The following is an 18,329-nucleotide window of genomic DNA, read 5'->3' on the forward strand; positions in this document are numbered from 1 at the left end:
TCTCTCTGGGACTGCTGCTGGTATGGATGCATCCGGCCGGGGCGCCGCGGTCAGCGAAGCTCGGCGGACAACAACTGCTGGACCGCCCCGACGACGCGGACCGCGTCGCCGCTGCCTGCGGGTGGTACGTACATCATCACTGCTTCTCCCCGGATCACGTCGATCCCGGTCCTGCTCGTCGCCTCACCGGTCAGGGATTCGTACACCGTTCCGTCGAGGTCGAGCCTGCCTGCTGCGGAGCTCGGGACACTGGAATAGGTCTGGGTGAGATACCCGAACACCATCGCTCCGCCGTCTCCGGTCGGCAGCGCCCGGGTCTGCTGGTCCTGGGCGGAATGCGAGAAGGAGACCGTGGCCCCGCTGCTGCCGGGTGCATTGCTGATCTCGGCCTGCACGCCGGTGATCGTACCGGTGAACGGGTCTTCCTCGAAGACGCCCGCCCTCCTGACGGACGGGTCGGAGAGGACGTCGGCGAGGGCGGTGATCGCCTCCTGGGGCGCCAGCGTCAGTGCGCCGGGCTCGTCCAGCGGGATGGGCCCTGTGGCGCCCGGGGGCGGTGGCGTGGGGAAGGTGACCTCCGGGAGCATCTGGACGGCCGAGATGAGCCGGTAGTTCTCGCGGGCCGACTCCTGCTCGAGCACCAGCGCCTGCGGGACGGGATTCCCGGCACCCTGGGTGAGGACGACGAGCGTCCTCGGCCACTGGACACCGGTGGGGATCATCTCCAGCAGCACGGGCACTGCGGCGACCGGAACCGGGGGTGCAGCAGCGGCGTCCTTCGCGCCCACGGCATAGGCACCCGCCCGGAGGTCACGTGCCGCGGCGTCCACCCTGGGTGCCAGGCGCGCCGGGTCGGCAGCCGCGTCGGCGTCCGCGACGGTCACTGCGACCGCTGCGAGAATGCGCTCGAGCTGGCTGTCGAGGACCACGGGTGGACCGCTCGCAACGCTCCCCGGCGACGGCGCCCCGGTCGCCAGCGGCGGCTCGTCCGTGGCGACGGCAGAGGCGGAGTCAGAGGCGGAGGCAGTCGTCCCCACACCCGGCGCGAGTGCAAGACCAGGTGCTGCCACGAGGAGGGATCCCGCACCGGCCAGGCCGATGACCAGTGTGCTCGACCGGCGAGCGATGGTCGAGGACACGACACCCGACCTGCCCGACCCCCCGCCCTGCCCACCGACGGCCGACGCCGTGCGGCCGGTGGTACCCCTCCCGGGGCGGCCACGCGGCGCGCTGAACAGCACCGCCAGACCGAGGACCACCACGAGCGCGCCACCGACGAGCAGCGGCAGGGCGAGCGGGGTGGACTGGTCGTTGGGCCGGGTCACCGAGATCTCCGTGGGCGCGGGAACGTCACCGCCGGTGGCGAGGAGGATCGACCAGTCACCCTCGACGGGTTCGCTCCAGCGGTACGACACCCGTCCGGCGGCGGAGGTCTCGCTCACCCAGAGATCGCTCCCCCCGGGATCTGGCACGGTCGGCTCACCCTCGGTGTAGTGCGTGGCGAGGGTGTCCCCGACGGTGCCGATGATGCTGACCCGGGCGGCATCGCCTACCCAGGCCTCCACATCGGACGACCGCCCGACGGCGAGGGTGAAGGGACCGTCACCCTCGACCGTCACCTCGAGATCTCCGCCCTGCTCCCCGCGGACCGCCGGCATGATGACCGTCACGGGCGCGGACCGCGTGTCACCGACAGTGCCGATCGTGAGCATCTCGGCCGGCTTCCAGATCGTGCGCACACCGATCCCGAGCAGCATCAGCACGAGCCCCGCGACGATGATCGGTACAGCCACCTTCACACGCACTCGTCGCCTATCGTCGTCCGGACCGCCTGGCCCGGCGGTCCTGGAGGTCGGTCCCGACCCCACCGGGACCACCCGGGATGGTCACTCAATGGTACCGATATCCCGCGGGATCAGCCGGTGCCTACGCTGGTGTGCGTAGAGCAGGGGCCGGGCGGTGGGCCACACCGGCGGCGCCGTCCCCGGGGTGTTGCAGGAGCCGGTTCCGCGCGGGTCCCGGCTGTTAGGGTTTCGCTAGACCCGCGGCAGAGGCCCCCGCCCACCCGAAAGCAGACTCCTTCGTTGACCGATCATCAGGATGTCCCGAGCGACCGGCCGCTCCCACGCCCCGGCCCGGCGGCGCATGAGCACGACCGGCGACCCGGCGCCGGGCAGACGACCGGGTCCGACCCGCAGCCCTCCACCCTGCGCTCCCTCCTGACCGCGGCCCGCCGGACACTGCCCTCCGCCCAACCGCGCCCGCGCTTCATGTTCCCGCCCGAGCGGGAGGTCGTCCCGGTGGATCACGATGTCTCGCTGGACGATGACCGTCTGAAGTTCGGTGACACCGGACAGCCGAGCCTGCGCAACCACCCCATCCATTTCGGCTTCATGGTCAGCGTTGGCGTGGGCCTGGCCCTGCTCGCCTTCTTCATCATCACGAATGTGGGCGAACTCCTCGTCTGGATCGGGGCCGCGCTGTTCATCGCCCTCGGTCTCGATCCGATCGTCCGCTGGCTCGAGACCAAGCACGTTCCCCGCCCGGCCGGCATCGCGCTGGCGGTCTCGCTCCTCGTCGGGATCGTGGCAGGGTTCTTCGCGCTCCTCATCCCCACGATCGTCAACCAGACCTCCCAGATCCTCGCCGGCGCTCCGGGCTATGCCGATGACTTCCTGCGCTCGGAGTTCTTCACCACACTCGACGAGCAGTTCCAGGTGCGTGATCGCGTCACCTCGGAGATCGACCGGTTCTTCGCGAACAGCGACGCCCTGGGCGGGATCTTCGGCGGAGTGCTCGGTGTGGGCACGGTGATCCTGAACAGCCTCTTCGGCACGCTCGTGGTCCTGGTGCTGACGCTCTACTTCCTCGCCAGCCTCCCGGGGATGAAGAACTGGGCGTACCGGCTCGCCCCGCGCTCCCGGCGGCCCCGGGTGGAGGTCCTGGCGGAGGAGATCACCCGCAGCGTGGGCCTCTATGTGATCGGACAGGCGTGCGTGGCCCTGCTGAACGGCACCTTCGCCTTCATCATGATGACGATCGCGGATGTGCCCTTCTCCATCCTGCTCGCCTTCGTCGTCGCGCTGCTGGCGTTCATCCCACTCGTCGGGGGAACCATAGCGGCAGTGGTGGTCAGCCTCGTGGCGCTGACCGTTGGGTGGGAGACGGTCCTGGTCTTCGCCATCCCCTACATCGCCTACCTGCAGTTCGAGGCCTACTTCATTTCGCCACGGATCATGCAGCGGGCCGTCGCGGTACCCGGGGCGATCGCCGTGATCGCCGTGATCGCGGGCGGCAGTCTCCTCGGGGTGCTCGGCGCGCTGATCGCGATCCCCACCGCCGCAGCCGTGATGCTGCTGCTCAAGGAGGTCTTCATCGCCCGGCAGGACAATCTGTAGTCCGTCCCGCGTGGTCAGCCGGCAGCGGGCGGGGCCGGAGCGACGGCCGCCGGACCGTCCCAGTGCGTCGGGAGGGGCAGCGTGAGCTCCGGACGGACGGCACCGACGATCTCGTTCAGCGCCCGGGCGGCGTACTTCTCACCGACCCAGAGGTGCTTGGCGCCGTCCACACCGAGCACCTCGGCCTGCGGTACCCGAGCGAAGCGGTCGGCCGCCTCCTCCGGCACGAGGTAGTCGTCGAACTCGGGGACGAGGACCTTCAGAGGTAGACCGCTCTCGCGCCAGACGTCGAGATCGGCATCGTCCGCCCGGTGCAGCGGCGGCGAGAGCAGGACGGCTCCACTGATGTGCCCGGCCATCGGCTCGAGCGCCCCGTACTTCAGGCAGAGCTCGGTCCCGAAGGACCAGCCCACCAACCAGATGTCGGGCAGGTCCTCGGCCAGGGCGCGGTCGACCGCGGCCTGCAGATCCATCCGCTCCCCCTCGCCGCCGTCGAATGTTCCCTCGCTGCAGCCGTGGGGTGAGCAGGTACCGCGCGTGTTGAACCGCAGGACCGCCAGATCCGCCAGAGCGGGTAGGCGGAAGGCGGCCTTCCGGTAGACGTGGGAGTCCATGAAGCCCCCGTGTGTGGGCAGGGGGTGCAGCATCACCAGGGTCGCCACGGGCGCCCGGTCCGCGGGAGTGGCCAGTTCACCGACGAGCGTCAGACCGTCCTCGGTGAGCAGCTCGATGCTGCGGCGATCTGCGGGCAGGACCGTGGACGCCCGGATCTGGGTGCCGTCGGCGTCGGTGGTGAAGGTGTATTCCGGAGCAACACTGGACATGACTCCAGTCTAGGGGCGCTCGCCGGCTCCTGATCGGGCACCCGGGCCGGGCAGGGTCAGTACCGGAAGCTGCGGGTCTGCCAGCAGCGCACATGCCAGTGCCTGCGGTCCGCGAGGGCTGCCTCGTGCCCGAAGAAGGAGTCCTCGCGCCAGACCACCAGATGAGCCAGCCCGGGCACGATCGACGAGTTGCAGCCGGGGCAGGTGTACGTCTTGGCGGCATTGCGCTCGGTGATCCGCCGCACGGACCACTCTCCGTCGGGCGCCGATTCGTGCAGCGGTATCCCTGCACGGGCCCGCTCCAGGTCGATCTCCGCGGGCGCGGTCCACTTGGGTCGGGGTGAACCGGGGCGATTCGGGCGATTGGAACGGGGCACCGCCCCAGTTTGCCATCCGTCACCCTCCCCCGGCACTCGGTCCGTGCCACGGACGGTAGAGTCGTCGTCGTGCGTCTCGTCATTGCCCGCTGCTCCGTCGATTACATCGGTCGGCTCCGGGCGCATCTGCCCCTGGCCACCCGCCTGCTGCTGGTGAAGGCGGACGGCTCCGTCCTCGTCCACTCGGACGGCGGCTCCTACAAGCCGCTCAACTGGATGAGTCCGCCGGCAACGCTGCGCGTGAGCGCGCCCGACGACGTCGAGCGGGCCGAGGGCGTCACCGAGATCTGGACCGTGCAGCACGCCAAGAGCGATGACCGCCTGGTCATCTCGATCCGTGAGCAGCTCCACGACTCCTCCCACGATCTCGGAGTGGATCCGGGACTCGTCAAGGACGGCGTGGAGGCCGACCTGCAGCGACTCCTCGCCGAACAGATCGAACTTCTGGGGGCCGGCTCCACACTGATCCGCCGCGAGTACATGACGGCGATCGGACCGGTCGACATCCTGGCCCGCGATCCCCAGGGACGCACCGTGGCCATCGAGCTCAAGCGCCGCGGTGACATCGACGGCGTCGAGCAACTCACGCGCTACCTCGAGCTCCTGGGCAGGGATCCCCACCTGGCACCGGTGCGCGGTGTCTTCGCAGCCCAGCAGATCAAGCCGCAGGCCCGCGTCCTGGCCTCGGACCGGGGAATCGACTGCCTCACCCTGGACTACGACGCCATGCGCGGCGTGGACGACAGCTCCTCGCGCCTCTTCTAGCACCGCCGCGTCCGGCCTCCACGCGGGGGGACGGCCTAGACTCGGGGCATGGCCCTGTCGAACGGAACACCCACTGCCCTGCTCGGACGCCTGGTGACCGAGACGGGCATCGTCGACGACGGCGTCCTCACGTGGGACGGCACCCGTATCACCGCGGCGGGGCCCGCAGCGGAGCATCCGGTGGACCCGGCGGCACTCCGCCTCCCGGCGGATCACCTGATTCTTCCCGGGCTGATCGACCTGCACTGCCACGGTGCGGGCGGCGGGGACTTCACCTCCGGATCCGCCTCCGACATCGAGGCCGCCGCGGCCCATCTCCATCGCAGCGGTTCCACGACGGTGCTCGCCAGCACGTGCGCCGCACCCCTCGAGGAGCTCGAGCACGCCTTCGGCAGACTGGCCGACGCGGCGGACCGAGGGTTGGTGGCGGGCATCCATGCCGAGGGTCCCTTCCTGTCGAAGAAGCGCAACGGAGCGCACGACCCGGCCTATCTGCTCCTGCCGACCCAGCCCGACGTCGCCCGCCTCGTCACGGCCGGCCGCGGACACCTCGCGTCCATGACCTATGCCCCGGAGCTTCCCGGCAGCGACGTCCTGGTGTACGAACTGGTGATGCACGGCGTCATTCCCTCGATCGGGCACACGGACGGCACCTCGGAGGAGAGCGGGGCCGCACTCGACCTGATCAACGAGGAGCTCGCCTCCACCGGGTTCGCCGGGTTCAGCGGCAGGCCCACGGCCACCCATCTCTTCAATGCGATGCCCGTGATCCACCACCGCTCACCCGGACCGGTGCCCCTGCTTCTGCAGCGTGCGCGCGCCGGTGAGATCGCAGTGGAACTGATCGCCGACGGCGTCCACCTGCACCCCCAGACGGTACGCATGGCCTTCACCATCGCCGGGTCGGAGAACATCCTGCTGGTCAGCGACTCCACCGCCGCGACCGGCACCACCACCGGCGTGCACCGGCTCGGCGGCAGTGAGGTCACGCTGGTGAACGGCTCTGCGGTCCTCACGGCGTCGGGGGCACTGGCGGGAGGCGCGGGGAGCCTGCTCGACGTCGTCCGGAGCACGGTCGACGCGGGAGTGGAGCTCTGCGACGCCGTGCGGTCGGCCACCGTGGTCCCGGCCGCGGTCCTGGGCCTGTCCGACGAACTCGGCTGCCTACGCCATGGACTCCGCGCGGATGCGCTGGTGGTCTCGCCCGACCTCGAGGTCAAGGGTGTTCTGCGCAACGGGGACTGGGTACGCCCGCTCGACCTGGCTGCGTGAGGGGCCCGTCGTAGGTCGGGGCGTCAGCGCCAGGTACCGATGCCGATGACCGGACCGGCCTCGATCCACGAGGACAGCCCCGCGTAGACGTCGTACTTCATGGCAAGCTCGAAGGGCTCCCCCGCGTGGACCAGCTGCACCACGATCGCCCCAGGCTGGATCTGCACGCGTTCGTCCTCCGTGGGAGGGCGCCAGCCCGACACCGAGAGTGAGCTACGCAGGAACCGGTGCTTCGGAAGGGGGCTGAGCGACAGCAGGGAGAGCCATTCCAGGTGCAGGTCCGTATAGCGACACACCCCCACCCGCCAGCCGCGGGGCGGGAGGCGAATGGAGGCGTCGAAGGTGCCGAGGGCACGATTCAGCTGGTAGCGGCGGAGGAGGAAGGCGCCGATCACCGCGACGAGCAGGCCGAAGAGCCCTGCCAGCACACCGAAGGTCAGACCCAGGGGCTCCACGCAGGAACCCTAGACGGCTTCCGAGGTTACCGAACCACCGACCTTGGCGTTGTCCGCCACGATCACCACGCGATTGGCGTCGACCGAGAAGAACCCGCCGTCCACGCCGACCACCAGGCGCTCGCCGCTGACCGGGTCGACCACGAGTTCCCCGGCTTCGAGGATCGCCAGGATCGGCGTGTGACCGGGCAGGATCCCGATATCGCCATTGGCCGTGCGCGCACTGACCGAACGCGCCGCACCCGACCACACGAAGTGGTCGGCCGCGACGATCTCGACCTCCAGTTCACCGTTGGATGCCATCGGTGTCAGTTCCCGGTCTGCTGCTGGATCTTGGCCCACTGGCGCTCGACGTCGTCGAGTCCGCCGATGTTGAAGAAGGCCTGTTCCGCGATGTGGTCCAGATCACCGTTGCAGATCGCCGCGAAGCCCTCGATCGTGTCCTTGATGGAGACGGTCGAACCTTCCACGCCGGTGAACTGCTTCGCCGTGTAGGTGTTCTGGGAGAGGAACTGCTGGATGCGGCGCGCCCGCGCCACGACCACCTTGTCCTCCTCGCTGAGCTCGTCGATGCCGAGGATGGCGATGATGTCCTGCAGTTCCTTGTTCTTCTGCAGGATCTGCTTGACCCGGACGGCCGTGTTGTAGTGGTCCTGTCCGATGTACTGCGGATCCAGGATGCGCGAGGTCGACGAGAGCGGATCGACGGCCGGGTACAGCCCACGCGAGGCGATCTCGCGGGAGAGTTCGGTCGTGGCGTCCAGGTGTGCGAACGTCGTCGCGGGAGCCGGGTCGGTGTAGTCGTCGGCCGGGACGTAGATCGCCTGCATCGAGGTGATCGAGTGACCCTTGGTCGAGGTGATGCGCTCCTGCAGCAGACCCATCTCGTCGGCCAGGTTGGGCTGGTAGCCCACGGCGGACGGCATGCGGCCCAGGAGTGTGGAGACCTCGGAGCCCGCCTGCGTGAAGCGGTAGATGTTGTCGATGAACAGCAGGACGTCCTGGTTCTGCACATCGCGGAAGTACTCCGCCATGGTCAGTGCCGACAGCGCCACGCGGAGGCGCGTTCCGGGTGGCTCGTCCATCTGGCCGAAGACGAGCGCGGTGTCCTTCAGGACGCCCGCCTCCTCCATCTCCACCCAGAGGTCGTTGCCCTCACGGGTACGCTCCCCCACCCCGGCGAACACCGAGGTACCGCCGAAGTTCCGCGCCACACGGGTGATCATCTCCTGGATGAGGACTGTCTTGCCCACACCCGCACCACCGAAGAGCCCGATCTTGCCGCCCTTGATATAGGGGGTGAGCAGATCGATGACCTTGATGCCGGTCTCGAGCATTTCCGTGGAGCCCTCGAGGGAGGCGAAGTTCGGGGCCTTGCGGTGGATGGGCCAGCGCTCGGTGATCTCGAGTGCCGACTCCTCGACGTCGAGGGGCTGACCCAGAACGTTGAAGATGTGGCCCTTCACGCCGTCGCCCACGGGCACGGAGATGGCGGATCCGGTGTCCTGGACCTCGGAGCCGCGGACCAGACCGTCGGTCGCCTGCAGGGAGATCGCGCGGACGAGGTTGTCACCCAGGTGCTGTGAGGTCTCGAAGGTGATCTTGCGGGTCTCACCGTTGAGGGTCACCTCGGTGGTGAGGGCGTTGTACATCTCGGGGATCGCATCGGCCGGGAACTCGACATCGACGACCGGGCCGATGACACGTGCAATACGGCCGGTGGCGCCGGGGGTCACGGAGTCCGAACCGCGTTCAACAGTCTGGGCAGTCATCTCACTCACTTCATTCGTATAGCTGGCTTGGGACATAAGTCTAGTGCTGCGCCCGGCGTCCGCGAGGGCCCCGGGAGGGCGGTCAGGACGCGTTCAGCGCGTCTGCACCGGCGACGATCTCGGAAAGCTCCTGCGTGATCTCCGCCTGGCGGGCGGTGTTGCGAAGACGCGTGTACTTCTTGATCAGCTCGGTCGCATTGTCGCCCGCGGACTTCATCGCCCGCTGGCGTGCCGCGAGCTCGCTCGCCGCGGACTGCAGCATGGCCGCGAAGATCCTCGACTCGATGTAGCGCGGGAGGAGTGCGTCCAGAACCTGTTCCGGTTCCGGCTCGTACTCGTAGAGCGGCAGCAGCTCGCCCGACTGCTGGATCTCCTCCTCCACCACCTCGAGGGGCAGCAGGCGCAGAACGGAAGGCTCCTGGACCACCATGGAACGGAACTTCGTGTAGACGATGTGGATCTCGTCCACACCGCCCTCCTCGAAGTCCGCGAGGAACGTGGCCAGCAATGCCTCGCCCACCTCGCGGGCGGTCTCGAACTCGGGAGCGTCCGTGCCGCCGGTCCAGACCCGCTCGTAATCACGGCGCCGGAAGTCGAAGTACTGCTGCGCCTTGCGTCCGATCAGGTAGGAGTGGACTTCCTTGCCCTCCGAGCGGAGCACCTCGAACAGTCCCTCGGCCTCCTTCAGCGCACTTGCCGAATATGATCCCGCGAGACCGCGGTCGGAGGACAGGACGAGGACGGCCGCACGCCTGACCTCGCCGTGCTCCGTGGTCAGGGGATGATCGATTTCCGACTGCGACGAGACGGCCGAGACGGCGCGGGTGATCGCATTGGCGTACGGCAGGGCCGCGGAAACCCGCGAGCGTGCCTTGCCGATGCGGGACGTCGCGATCAGCTCCATCGCCTTGAAGATCTTCCGCGTCGACGTGGTCGAAGCGATCTTCTGGCGGTAGACCCGGATCTGGGCTCCCATGAATGTCCTTTCCTCCGCTCCCGGTGTGGAAGCGATTCTGCCTGGATCCTGCTGGCCGGGAGAATCTGTTCTCCCGGCCGGACAGTCCCGCTAGCGCTTCTGCCTGACGATCTTTTCCTGCTCCACCGAATCGGCGTCGATCGCCTCGTGCTCCTCGTGTCCGGGACCGAACCCGTTCACACCCTCACCGAAGAAGCCCTGCTTGAAGTCAGTGATGAGCGTCTTCAGTTCCTCGACGGTGGAGTCCTCCATCTTGCCCGTCTGCTCAAGCGTGTTGAGAACCTGCGAGGTGTGCCCGAGATGCTCCAGGAACTCCGTCTCGAAGCGATTGATGTCCTCGACCGGGACGTCGTCCAGGTAACCGCTGGTTCCGGCCCAGATGGAGACGACCTGCTGCTCCACCGGCATCGGCGAGTACTGACCCTGCTTGAGCAGCTCCATCAGACGCGCACCGCGCGTCAGCTGCTGGCGGGAGGCCGCGTCGAGGTCCGAGGCGAACATCGCGAAGGCCTGCATGTCGCGGTACTGGGCGAGATCCAGCTTCAACGTGCCCGAGACCTTCTTCATCGACTTCACCTGTGCGGCGCCACCCACGCGGGAGACGGACACGCCGACGTCCACGGCCGGACGCTGGTTCGCGTTGAAGAGATCCGACTGGAGGAAGATCTGGCCGTCGGTGATCGAGATGACGTTGGTCGGGATGTAGGCGGAGACGTCGTTCGCCTTCGTCTCGATGATCGGCAGACCCGTCATGGACCCTGCGCCGAGATCGTCCGAGAGCTTGGCACAGCGCTCGAGCAGGCGGGAGTGCAGGTAGAAGACGTCGCCAGGGTAGGCCTCGCGTCCCGGCGGGCGCCGGAGGAGCAGCGAGACCGCGCGATAGGCTTCCGCCTGCTTCGAAAGGTCGTCGAAGACGACCAGCACGTGCTTGCCCGCGTACATCCAGTGCTGCCCGATGGCCGAACCGGCGTAGGGGGCGAGGTACTTGAAGCCGGCCGGGTCGGAGGCCGGGGAAGCGACGATGGTGGTGTACTCCAGCGCCCCCTTGTCCTCGAGCGTCTGGCGCACGGCCGCGATGGTCGAGGCCTTCTGACCGATGGCGACGTAGATGCAGCGAACCTGCTTGTTCACGTCACCCGAGGCCCAGTTGGCCTTCTGGTTGATGATCGTGTCCACGGCGAGAGCGGTCTTGCCGGTCTGGCGGTCACCGATGATCAGCTGGCGCTGACCGCGGCCGATCGGGATCATCGCGTCAATGGCCTTGAGTCCGGTCTGCATGGGCTCGTGCACCGACTTGCGCTGCGTCACGCCCGGGGCCTGGGTCTCGAGAGCACGGCGGCCCTCGGCGACGATCTCGCCGAGATCGTCGATCGGCTGTCCCAGCGGGTCGACCACGCGGCCGAGGAAGGCATCGCCGACGGGGACCGAGAGGATCTCGCCCGTACGGTGCACTTCCTGGCCCTGCTCGATCCCGTTGTAGTCACCGAGGACCACGACACCGATCTCGCGGGTATCGAGATTCTGCGCGAGGCCGAGCGTGCCGTCCTCGAACTTCAGCAGCTCGTTGGCCATGACCGAGGGCAATCCCTCGACACGGGCGATTCCATCACTGGCGGTGGTCACACGTCCTACTTCGACGCGCTCCGCGTTACCGGGCTCGTAAGACGCCGCGAAGTCGTTCAACGCACTACGGACATCTTCGGCGTTGATGGTCAATTCGGCCATCTCAGTCCCTGCTCTCCTGTGTTGTAGGTCCCCGTGATATTCCTGGCGACCAGTGTGTGATTCTGTGGTTGTGACTCGGCGGCAACGGCGCGCATGCGGCTATCCCGCCAGCTTCCGACGGAGCTCCGACAGCCGGGTGACGACCGTGGAATCGACCATCTCGTCCCCGACACTGACCCGGACGCCACCGATCAGTGACGGATCGACGGTGACATTGACCTTCAGGTCGCGACCGTAGAGCGCATTCAGGCCCGCTTCCAGCCGCTCGAGCTGGTTCGGGAGCAAGGGCCGCGTGACACTCACCCGGGCGATCCAGCGCTGCTGGCGCGCAGCCACCAGGTCCAGGAACCGCTCGACCAAGGCCGACGGCCTCAGCCCACGGGGGGCCCGTACCGCCTGCGTGATCAGGAGCGACCCTGCGGGCCCTGCCTGTGGGACGAGCTTCAGGGCGAGATCGATCTTCGCCTCGTCCGTGGCCTGGGAATCGGACAATGCCCGCTGCAGGGCGTGACTCGTCTCGACGACCTGGATGAACGAGAACAGTTCGTCCTCGAGCCGATCCAGCCCCTCCACACCGTCACCCTGCTCGGCGACCGCGATGACCACGGTCGCCGCGACCTGCTCCAGAGCATCTCCGAGGTCCCGGACTCCGGCCCAGCGCTCCATGACGAGGCTCCGCACCAGGCGGGTGGCCTCGGGCGACACGCGCCCGGCGACGAGCTGATCGACCAGTGCTGCCTTGTCCTCACCGGAGCGGGACGGATCGGTCAGTGCCCTGCGGAGTCCGGCATTGGCGTCGAGGATCGCCAGGACCCCGAAGAGGTCCTCGGCGAGGGACAACTGCGCCCCTGACAGCTGCGGTTCCAGGCCGTCGAGGACCGTGGCCAGGGAGAGGCTCGATATTCCTGCCATTACCGGATTGCACCTGCGCTCTGCGAGGAGGTCTCCAGGTCGGAGAGGAACCGGTCGACCACGCGCGAGGAGCGGTCGTCGTCGGCCAGTGACTCGCCGACGATCCGGCTGGCCAGATCGGTGGCGAGCGTCCCTACCTCGGCCCGGAGCGAGACCAGTGCGGTCTGCCGCTCGGCGTCGATCTGGACCTGCGCCTGCTCGGTGATGCGTGCGGACTCCGCAGCAGCCTTCGCCTTAAGGTCGGCCAGGATCTGCGCTCCCTCGGCACGAGCTTCCTCGCGGATGCGGTTCGCCTCGGTGCGGGCCTCTGTGAGCTGTTGCTTGTACTCGTCGAGGGCCGCATTGGCCTCGGCCTGTGCGGCCTCCGCCTTAGCGATACCGCCCTCGATCGCCTCCGTGCGCTCTGCGAAAGTCTTCTCGAACGCCGGCATGACGTACTTGATGACGATGAACAGCAGGACGGCGAAGCCGACAACGGTCACCAGCAGTTCCCAGAGATTCGGGATCAGAGGATTGGAGCCCTCTTCCGCCGCCATAATCGCTGCATTAAGCATGTGTCACCCGTCTTTCTTCAACGTGTCGTCGATCTGTCGGGACGGTTGTCTAGGCGCCGATGACGAAGGCGAAGACGAGTCCGAGGATCGCGAGGGCTTCCGTCAGCGCCAGGCCGAGGAAGGCGATGGGCTGCAGGACGCGCTGTGCCTCGGGCTGGCGGGACACACCGTTGATGTAGGCCGCGAACACGAGACCCACGCCGATGCCACCGCCGATTGCGGAGAGACCGTATCCAACGAGGTTGAGGCTACCCTGTACTTCCATTGTGTTCCTTTCAAGATGCCGCTGAGGTGCGACAGGTTGCTTGGGATCATCCCCGACGGGGAAGACGTGTGTGAATCAGTGGGCGTCGGCGTGCAGCGCACCTTCGATGTAGATCGCGGCGAGCAGCGTGAAGACGTAGGCCTGGAGGACCATGATCAGGGCTTCCAGCATGTACATCGCGACGAAGCCGATCAGGACCAGCACGCTGGTGCCCTGGAGGAGGATGCTTCCCGTGCCCACCATGTAGGCGATGGCGGAGCCGGCGAGGGTCACGATGAGGTGACCGGCGAGCATCGTCGCGAAGAGTCGGAGGGAGTGGGTCACCGGGCGGACGATGAAGTTCGAGATGATCTCGATCGGCACCACGATGATCAGGATGGGCCAGGGCACCCCGGCGGGGACGACGGCCAGCTTCAGGTACCGGAGCCCGTGCTTCTTCAGACCGATACCCACCCAGAGGACGAAGAAGATCGCGGCGATGGCGTACGCGCTGCCCGGGTGCGAGAAGGTCGGCACCTGCAGGAGCGGGATCGCACCGAAGATGTTGTTCACCAGGACGAAGAAGAACACCGTGAAGAGCCACGGCACGTACTTGAGGAAGTCACGCCCGCCGATGATGTCCTTGCCGATGGAGTTGCGGACGAAACCGTAGGCGGACTCCCCGAGGAACTGCAGCTTCCCGGGAACCAGCTGGTTCCGTCGTGAGGCGATGAGGAAGAACGTCGCGATGAGGACCACCGAGAGGATCATCAGCAGCATCTGCTTGCCGAAACCCGGCTCCAGCAGCACACCGTACTCGCCACCCCAGGGGAAGATGTTCGGGTAGTGGGTGTCCTCGATCGTCGGGGCGATGAAGCCCTCTTCGGTAGTTGTGGCCGGGAGCGCAAGCGCGATCAACGCGTTTCCTCTCTGCAGTGTCCATCGTTGGGCAGGATGTGTTCGGCCACGGTGTTACAGGTCCGACGCATGAAGCAAGTGGAGATCATGGCGTTCCCGCACCGTCGTCGGGCGCCGCCCGTGATCCGCCGGGCGGGTCCTGGGGGTGATGCCGGGTGAGGTTGTGCATATGGGAGAGATAGAACCCTCCTACTGCACCGAGGAACGCTCCCGCCAGCACCAGAAAGCGCGTGTCGAGGACATAATCCAGGCCCCAGCCTATCAAACTCCACACCAGGATCCCGCCAACGATGTAGCTGAAGACAGTGATGCCGGCGTTGTACCCGCCGTTGGAGAAGCGCCCGTCGTCGCGCTCCGCGGGCGGCTCCACGGGGTCGTTCGCCCCGCGTGCCCTATCCGTCATGATGGCCCCGCTCCCGCTGCCGATCCGCGTCCGGGAGAACCGGCGTCAGCGCCGGGGCGGTCTCGTCGTACAGCAGGGTGCGGATGCGCGAGAAGGCGACGACCTCCGCGATCTGCCAGGTGATGACGGTCAAGAGGGCACTGATGAAGAACCAGGTGCTCTCCAGCCAGGCAGGGGTGCCGAAGAGGAACAGGACGGCCCCGAAGCCCACCACCTTGACCGCGTAGGCGAGGACGAACATGCCCAGGGCTCCCGAGGGGTTGGCGGTCCCGACGAAGTGCCCGATCAGCAGGGAGATGGCGAAGAACACCATGACGAGGCCGGAGCCGAGCAGCGCGCTCAGTGCTGCGCCGGGCGTTGCTGCGAGGAGCGCCGCGCCGGCGAGGACCAGGCCGGTCGCTCCCCCGGCGAGAGCGCTCCGGGCGAGGATGCCCAGCCAGGGGGACGGCGTGGGGGCCGATACCCCGATCAGGGTGGGGTGTTCGGCTCCGGTGGCCGGGGGGTCCGGTCGTGGCACGCGCTGTCCGCTCTGTCGATGTCGCCTGGCAGCGCCCTCCTGGTCATCCAGGAACGGCTGGTCCGTGGACTGCGGCGGGAGGGCCTGTAGCGGACGGCGGCTCCGGTGAGCCCGCGCGTCTGCGCCTAGTAGCCTACCGCACCATGGCATGGCAGCGGCCGTGGCTCAGGCCTGCGTACTTGCACGGGACACCCGAACGGCGCGGAGCAGGCGGGGAGAGTAGAGGTACACGGCGACGACGACGGCTGTGAACAGCGAGGCGCTCACGGCCAGGGGCGGTGCCGCCGTCGCCGCCACGAAGCCCGCTGCACCGGTGAGTGCCGACATGATGCTCACGAAGACCGCCACCTGCACATGGCTCAGGCCGGTCTCGGTGAGGCGCTGGTAGACGTGCTGACGGTGCGCGGCGTAGAGGCGTTCACCGCGCCGGGCCCGTCGCAGGAAGGTGGTGAAGGTGTCCGCGAGATAGATCAGCACCGGCGAGAGGAGGTACTCGAGGTACACCCCTGCCAGCAGGCCGGTCACGGCGATAGCTGCGATGGCCGCCCCCAGCAGGTAGCTGCCCACGTCCCCGAGGAAGACGAACCCGCGACCGAGGTTCCAGGGAAGGAACCCTGCGAAGGCAGCCGCGACCACCAGGCCCGAGACAGTGAGCCAGAGCTGATCGCTCAGCATGCCGGCCCAGCCGTAGAAGAGCCCGACGACGATGCCGTGCATGCCGGAGATGCCGTTGATCCCGTCCATGAAATTGGCCGTGTTGATGTAAGTCGCCACGGCGATCGCGCCGACCGGGACCCACCAGTAGCTGCTGTCCTCGATGGTCGTCGCCAGCGCCACGGTGCCGATCACACCGATGAGCAGCTGGACGGAGGCCCGGGTCCTGATGGACAGTCCGCGGAAGTCCTCCATCCATCCCAGGGCGGCAGCAGCACCCGTCATCGCGATGACGGCGAGGACGAGCGAACGGTCGACGGCGACCAGCCCGGTGGCGAGCGAGAGCACCAGGGCCACGAGGACGGCCGCGGCGACTGCCAGGCCCATGCCGCGGATCACGGGTGTGGAGTGCGAGGAGCGGTCGTTCGGGATGTCGATGACGCCCAGTCGCCGGAGCAGGGGTGCCACCACGAACGGCAGGAGGACGGAGAGACCGAGCGCCACGAGTCCCACGAGGATCAGGAGCGGATTCACGGCACGCGCCCCTCGATGGTGGGAAGGGCAGGATCGTCCGCCGGCGGATCTAGCTGGCGCCGGCCGAAGCCGCCCTGCGACTTCCACTGCCTCAGGCTCAGCTGATCGGGGTCCAGCGCCGCGACCGAGGTGTGCGAGATCTTCGGGTGCAGCGGCCGCGAGTCGTTCTCGCCGACGCCCATGAGGTCCTCGTGCATCTTCTCTCCCGGGCGCAGGCCGGTGAAGACGATGCCGATGTCCTTCCCGGACATGGCGATCATGCGCTGGGCCACGTCGAGGATCTTCACGGCCTCCCCCATGTCGAGGATGAGCACCTCGCCTCCCCTGCCGATCGCCCCGGCCTGGATGACGAGCTGGCAGGCCTCCGGGATGGTCATGAAGAAGCGCGTCACGGCGGGATCGGTCACGGTGATGGGACCACCGGACCGGATCTGCTCAGTGAAGAGGGGGAGCATGGAACCCCGGCTGCCGATGACGTTGCCGAAACGCACGGAAACATAACGCTGCCCGGTCCGCTGCGCGTGCCACGACGTGAGCTTCTCCGCCACGCGTTTGGAGTGGCCGAGCGCACTGGTGGGATCGGCGGCCTTGTCGGTGGAGATGTTGACGAAGTTCGTGACCCCGACGGCGGTCGAGGCCCGCAGCACGTTGAGCGTGCCCTGCACGTTCGTCTTCCAGGCCTCCTCCGGGTACTGCTCCAGGATGGAGACGTGCTTGAGGGCGGCGGCGTGGAAGACGACCTGCGGCCGACGGTCCTCGAAGATGTCGAGCAGGGCGTCGGCGTCCCGGATGTCGGCCAGCACGGTGTCGCGCCCCGTGAGCAGTCCGCGGCCCGTGAGGGTGATCTGGGTGGACTGCAGACCGGTCTCGTCACGATCCAGCATGATGAGTTCGGACGGGGAGAACGCCGCGAGCTGGCGGCAGAGCTCGGACCCGATCGACCCGCCGGCGCCCGTCACCAGTACGCGCTTGCCCGTCACGTACCCGGCGACCTCGTCGGGGTGGATGTCCACCGGACGCCGTCCGATGAGATCCTCGACGGCCACCTCCCGGAAGTCGGTCATGGCGGCACCTGCGGTGCCCGCGCCGCCGAGGATATCGCGCAGGGGCGGCAGAACGAGGACCTTGATCCCCAGACCGGTCACCAGGTCCGAGACCCGCCGCACCTGCGCCGCCTCCACCTCGGCGAACGCGATCACGAGGACCGAGGCCTGGGTCCTCGCGGCGATCGCCCGCAGGTCGTCGATGGTGCCCAGGACGGGGACGGAGGACAACCGGAGGTGCTTCTTCGAGGCGTCGTCGTCGATGAGGCCCACCGGGAAGTACGGGGATCCCGGATCCTTCATCATGCGGTCCACGAGCGAGTTCCCGAGGAAGCCCGCGCCGTAGATGAGAGCCCGCTGGGCGTCCTCCCCCGGCTTGGCCTTGCTCTCGACGTACATGCGCTTGAGGTACCGGGTGGCCGCCAGGAACATGCAGGCGAAGGGGAACGCGATGATGCCGATGCTTCGCGGCACGGCGAGCACCGGGAAGAACGCGACGCTCACCAGGACCAGGATGACGCCCACGAGGACCGCCACGATCACCAGGAGTTTCGCCTCGTGGAAGCTGCCGAAGCTGTATCTCCCCCGGTACAGCGCGAAGCTCAGCCCCACCACCAGCTGGGCGATCACGGCGACGGCGCAGAACACGACGATGCCGGGATCGTTGATGTCGTTGACCAGCAGCTCGTAGCGCAGGATCAGGGCGAGCAGGATCGCGACGATCCACGCGGCGGCGTCGAGCAGGTACTGCGACCACAGCCAGATCGCGGGTTTGTCGCCGGAGGACGCCCCTCCGGCGGTGCCTGAGGCTCCGGAGGCGCCCCGGTGTTCGTTGAGTCCCATATGTCCTAACGGTGCCATGCAGGCGACCACCGCGTTCCCGGTGCCGGTGATCGGGGCCTACCCGCGGCGGAGGCGCCAGGAAGGGCCGGGCAGGGTCGGAACACGGTGCAATAGACTGCTTCTACGAAGAGAATACCAACTGC

At 67.8% G+C, this 18,329-nt stretch carries 19 protein-coding genes; 3 read left to right on the forward strand and 16 right to left on the reverse strand.

Annotation, left to right across the window (positions count from 1 at the left end; genetic code table 11):
* Window positions 1-50: 50 nt before the first annotated feature.
* Entirely contained in the window at window positions 51-1,793 is a 1,743-nt protein-coding gene (locus FQ377_RS15115; RefSeq protein ID WP_262364313.1) for a DUF8094 domain-containing protein, read from the reverse strand.
* A 291-nt stretch (window positions 1,794-2,084) separates the two neighbouring features.
* On the opposite strand from FQ377_RS15115, the gene FQ377_RS15120 reads away from it, so the two are divergent.
* Window positions 2,085-3,398 (forward strand): AI-2E family transporter, encoded by a 1,314-nt coding sequence (locus FQ377_RS15120; RefSeq protein WP_395858470.1) that lies wholly within the window; start codon window positions 2,085-2,087, stop codon window positions 3,396-3,398.
* Window positions 3,399-3,412: 14 nt separating this feature from the next.
* On the opposite strand, the gene FQ377_RS06685 is transcribed toward FQ377_RS15120, so the two are convergent.
* Both FQ377_RS06685 and FQ377_RS06690 read right to left on the reverse strand, forming a co-directional pair.
* Complete coding sequence (locus tag FQ377_RS06685; protein WP_148600448.1) at window positions 3,413-4,222, reverse strand: alpha/beta hydrolase; 810 nt, start codon at window positions 4,220-4,222, stop codon at window positions 3,413-3,415.
* Window positions 4,223-4,278: 56 nt separating this feature from the next.
* Window positions 4,279-4,599: a hypothetical protein gene (locus tag FQ377_RS06690; protein ID WP_148600449.1), complete on the reverse strand. Its 321-nt coding sequence runs from the start codon at window positions 4,597-4,599 to the stop codon at window positions 4,279-4,281.
* Between the two features lie 69 nt (window positions 4,600-4,668).
* Between FQ377_RS06690 and nucS the strand changes: the two genes are divergently transcribed.
* The gene (gene nucS / locus FQ377_RS06695) at window positions 4,669-5,364 is read left to right on the forward strand and encodes an endonuclease NucS (protein WP_148600450.1); all 696 of its coding nucleotides are present in this window, start codon (window positions 4,669-4,671) and stop codon (window positions 5,362-5,364) included.
* A 48-nt stretch (window positions 5,365-5,412) separates the two neighbouring features.
* Window positions 5,413-6,636 (forward strand): N-acetylglucosamine-6-phosphate deacetylase, encoded by a 1,224-nt coding sequence (locus FQ377_RS06700; RefSeq protein WP_148600451.1) that lies wholly within the window; start codon window positions 5,413-5,415, stop codon window positions 6,634-6,636.
* Between the two features lie 23 nt (window positions 6,637-6,659).
* On the opposite strand, the gene FQ377_RS06705 is transcribed toward FQ377_RS06700, so the two are convergent.
* The 13 genes from FQ377_RS06705 to FQ377_RS06765 all read right to left on the reverse strand — a co-directional run bounded on the left by FQ377_RS06705 (window position 6,660) and on the right by FQ377_RS06765 (window position 18,186).
* The gene (locus FQ377_RS06705) at window positions 6,660-7,091 is read right to left on the reverse strand and encodes a DUF2550 domain-containing protein (RefSeq protein ID WP_148600452.1); all 432 of its coding nucleotides are present in this window, start codon (window positions 7,089-7,091) and stop codon (window positions 6,660-6,662) included.
* A 9-nt stretch (window positions 7,092-7,100) separates the two neighbouring features.
* Window positions 7,101-7,394: a F0F1 ATP synthase subunit epsilon gene (locus FQ377_RS06710; protein WP_148600453.1), complete on the reverse strand. Its 294-nt coding sequence runs from the start codon at window positions 7,392-7,394 to the stop codon at window positions 7,101-7,103.
* Between the two features lie 5 nt (window positions 7,395-7,399).
* Window positions 7,400-8,863, reverse strand: a complete 1,464-nt coding sequence (gene atpD, locus FQ377_RS06715; RefSeq protein ID WP_148600454.1) for a F0F1 ATP synthase subunit beta — start codon at window positions 8,861-8,863, stop codon at window positions 7,400-7,402.
* Window positions 8,864-8,945: 82 nt separating this feature from the next.
* Window positions 8,946-9,839 (reverse strand): F0F1 ATP synthase subunit gamma, encoded by an 894-nt coding sequence (locus tag FQ377_RS06720; RefSeq protein ID WP_148600455.1) that lies wholly within the window; start codon window positions 9,837-9,839, stop codon window positions 8,946-8,948.
* A 90-nt stretch (window positions 9,840-9,929) separates the two neighbouring features.
* Entirely contained in the window at window positions 9,930-11,564 is a 1,635-nt protein-coding gene (atpA, locus tag FQ377_RS06725; RefSeq protein ID WP_148600456.1) for a F0F1 ATP synthase subunit alpha, read from the reverse strand.
* A gap of 99 nt (window positions 11,565-11,663) precedes the next feature.
* Window positions 11,664-12,476: a F0F1 ATP synthase subunit delta gene (locus FQ377_RS06730; protein ID WP_148600457.1), complete on the reverse strand. Its 813-nt coding sequence runs from the start codon at window positions 12,474-12,476 to the stop codon at window positions 11,664-11,666.
* On the reverse strand, window positions 12,476-13,030 hold the full coding sequence (locus FQ377_RS06735; protein WP_148600458.1) for a F0F1 ATP synthase subunit B: 555 nt from the start codon (window positions 13,028-13,030) through the stop codon (window positions 12,476-12,478). The genes FQ377_RS06730 and FQ377_RS06735 overlap by 1 nt, the downstream gene beginning before the upstream one ends.
* A gap of 49 nt (window positions 13,031-13,079) precedes the next feature.
* Window positions 13,080-13,295, reverse strand: a complete 216-nt coding sequence (locus FQ377_RS06740) for an ATP synthase F0 subunit C (protein ID WP_136454312.1) — start codon at window positions 13,293-13,295, stop codon at window positions 13,080-13,082.
* Between the two features lie 75 nt (window positions 13,296-13,370).
* A complete protein-coding gene (gene atpB, locus FQ377_RS06745) occupies window positions 13,371-14,192 on the reverse strand; it encodes a F0F1 ATP synthase subunit A (RefSeq protein WP_148600459.1) in 822 nt (273 codons plus the stop codon).
* Window positions 14,193-14,277: 85 nt separating this feature from the next.
* Window positions 14,278-14,595 (reverse strand): AtpZ/AtpI family protein, encoded by a 318-nt coding sequence (locus FQ377_RS06750; RefSeq protein ID WP_262364314.1) that lies wholly within the window; start codon window positions 14,593-14,595, stop codon window positions 14,278-14,280.
* On the reverse strand, window positions 14,585-15,112 hold the full coding sequence (locus FQ377_RS06755; RefSeq protein ID WP_262364315.1) for a hypothetical protein: 528 nt from the start codon (window positions 15,110-15,112) through the stop codon (window positions 14,585-14,587). The genes FQ377_RS06750 and FQ377_RS06755 overlap by 11 nt, the downstream gene beginning before the upstream one ends.
* A gap of 165 nt (window positions 15,113-15,277) precedes the next feature.
* Window positions 15,278-16,300 (reverse strand): MraY family glycosyltransferase, encoded by a 1,023-nt coding sequence (locus FQ377_RS06760; protein WP_148600460.1) that lies wholly within the window; start codon window positions 16,298-16,300, stop codon window positions 15,278-15,280.
* A complete protein-coding gene (locus FQ377_RS06765) occupies window positions 16,297-18,186 on the reverse strand; it encodes a polysaccharide biosynthesis protein (RefSeq protein ID WP_148600461.1) in 1,890 nt (629 codons plus the stop codon). Before FQ377_RS06765 ends, FQ377_RS06760 begins: the two co-directional genes overlap by 4 nt.
* Window positions 18,187-18,329: the final 143 nt, after the last annotated feature.

This window comes from Arthrobacter echini, from assembly GCF_008107445.1.
Lineage (GTDB): Bacteria > Actinomycetota > Actinomycetes > Actinomycetales > Micrococcaceae > Arthrobacter_D > Arthrobacter_D echini_A.

Bases quoted from the DNA above. Each gene is read 5' to 3' on its own strand.
- FQ377_RS06685 (WP_148600448.1), bottom strand. From the start codon at position 4,222: ATGTCCAGTGTTGCTCCGGAATACACCTTCACCACCGACGCCGACGGC.
- FQ377_RS06700 (WP_148600451.1), top strand. From the start codon at position 5,413: ATGGCCCTGTCGAACGGAACACCCACTGCCCTGCTCGGACGCCTGGTG.
- FQ377_RS06710 (WP_148600453.1), bottom strand. From the start codon at position 7,394: ATGGCATCCAACGGTGAACTGGAGGTCGAGATCGTCGCGGCCGACCAC.
- atpD (WP_148600454.1), bottom strand. From the start codon at position 8,863: ATGACTGCCCAGACTGTTGAACGCGGTTCGGACTCCGTGACCCCCGGC.
- FQ377_RS06720 (WP_148600455.1), bottom strand. From the start codon at position 9,839: ATGGGAGCCCAGATCCGGGTCTACCGCCAGAAGATCGCTTCGACCACG.
- atpA (WP_148600456.1), bottom strand. From the start codon at position 11,564: ATGGCCGAATTGACCATCAACGCCGAAGATGTCCGTAGTGCGTTGAAC.
- FQ377_RS06730 (WP_148600457.1), bottom strand. From the start codon at position 12,476: ATGGCAGGAATATCGAGCCTCTCCCTGGCCACGGTCCTCGACGGCCTG.
- FQ377_RS06735 (WP_148600458.1), bottom strand. From the start codon at position 13,030: ATGCTTAATGCAGCGATTATGGCGGCGGAAGAGGGCTCCAATCCTCTG.
- FQ377_RS06740 (WP_136454312.1), bottom strand. From the start codon at position 13,295: ATGGAAGTACAGGGTAGCCTCAACCTCGTTGGATACGGTCTCTCCGCA.
- FQ377_RS06750 (WP_262364314.1), bottom strand. From the start codon at position 14,595: ATGACGGATAGGGCACGCGGGGCGAACGACCCCGTGGAGCCGCCCGCG.
- FQ377_RS06765 (WP_148600461.1), bottom strand. From the start codon at position 18,186: ATGGGACTCAACGAACACCGGGGCGCCTCCGGAGCCTCAGGCACCGCC.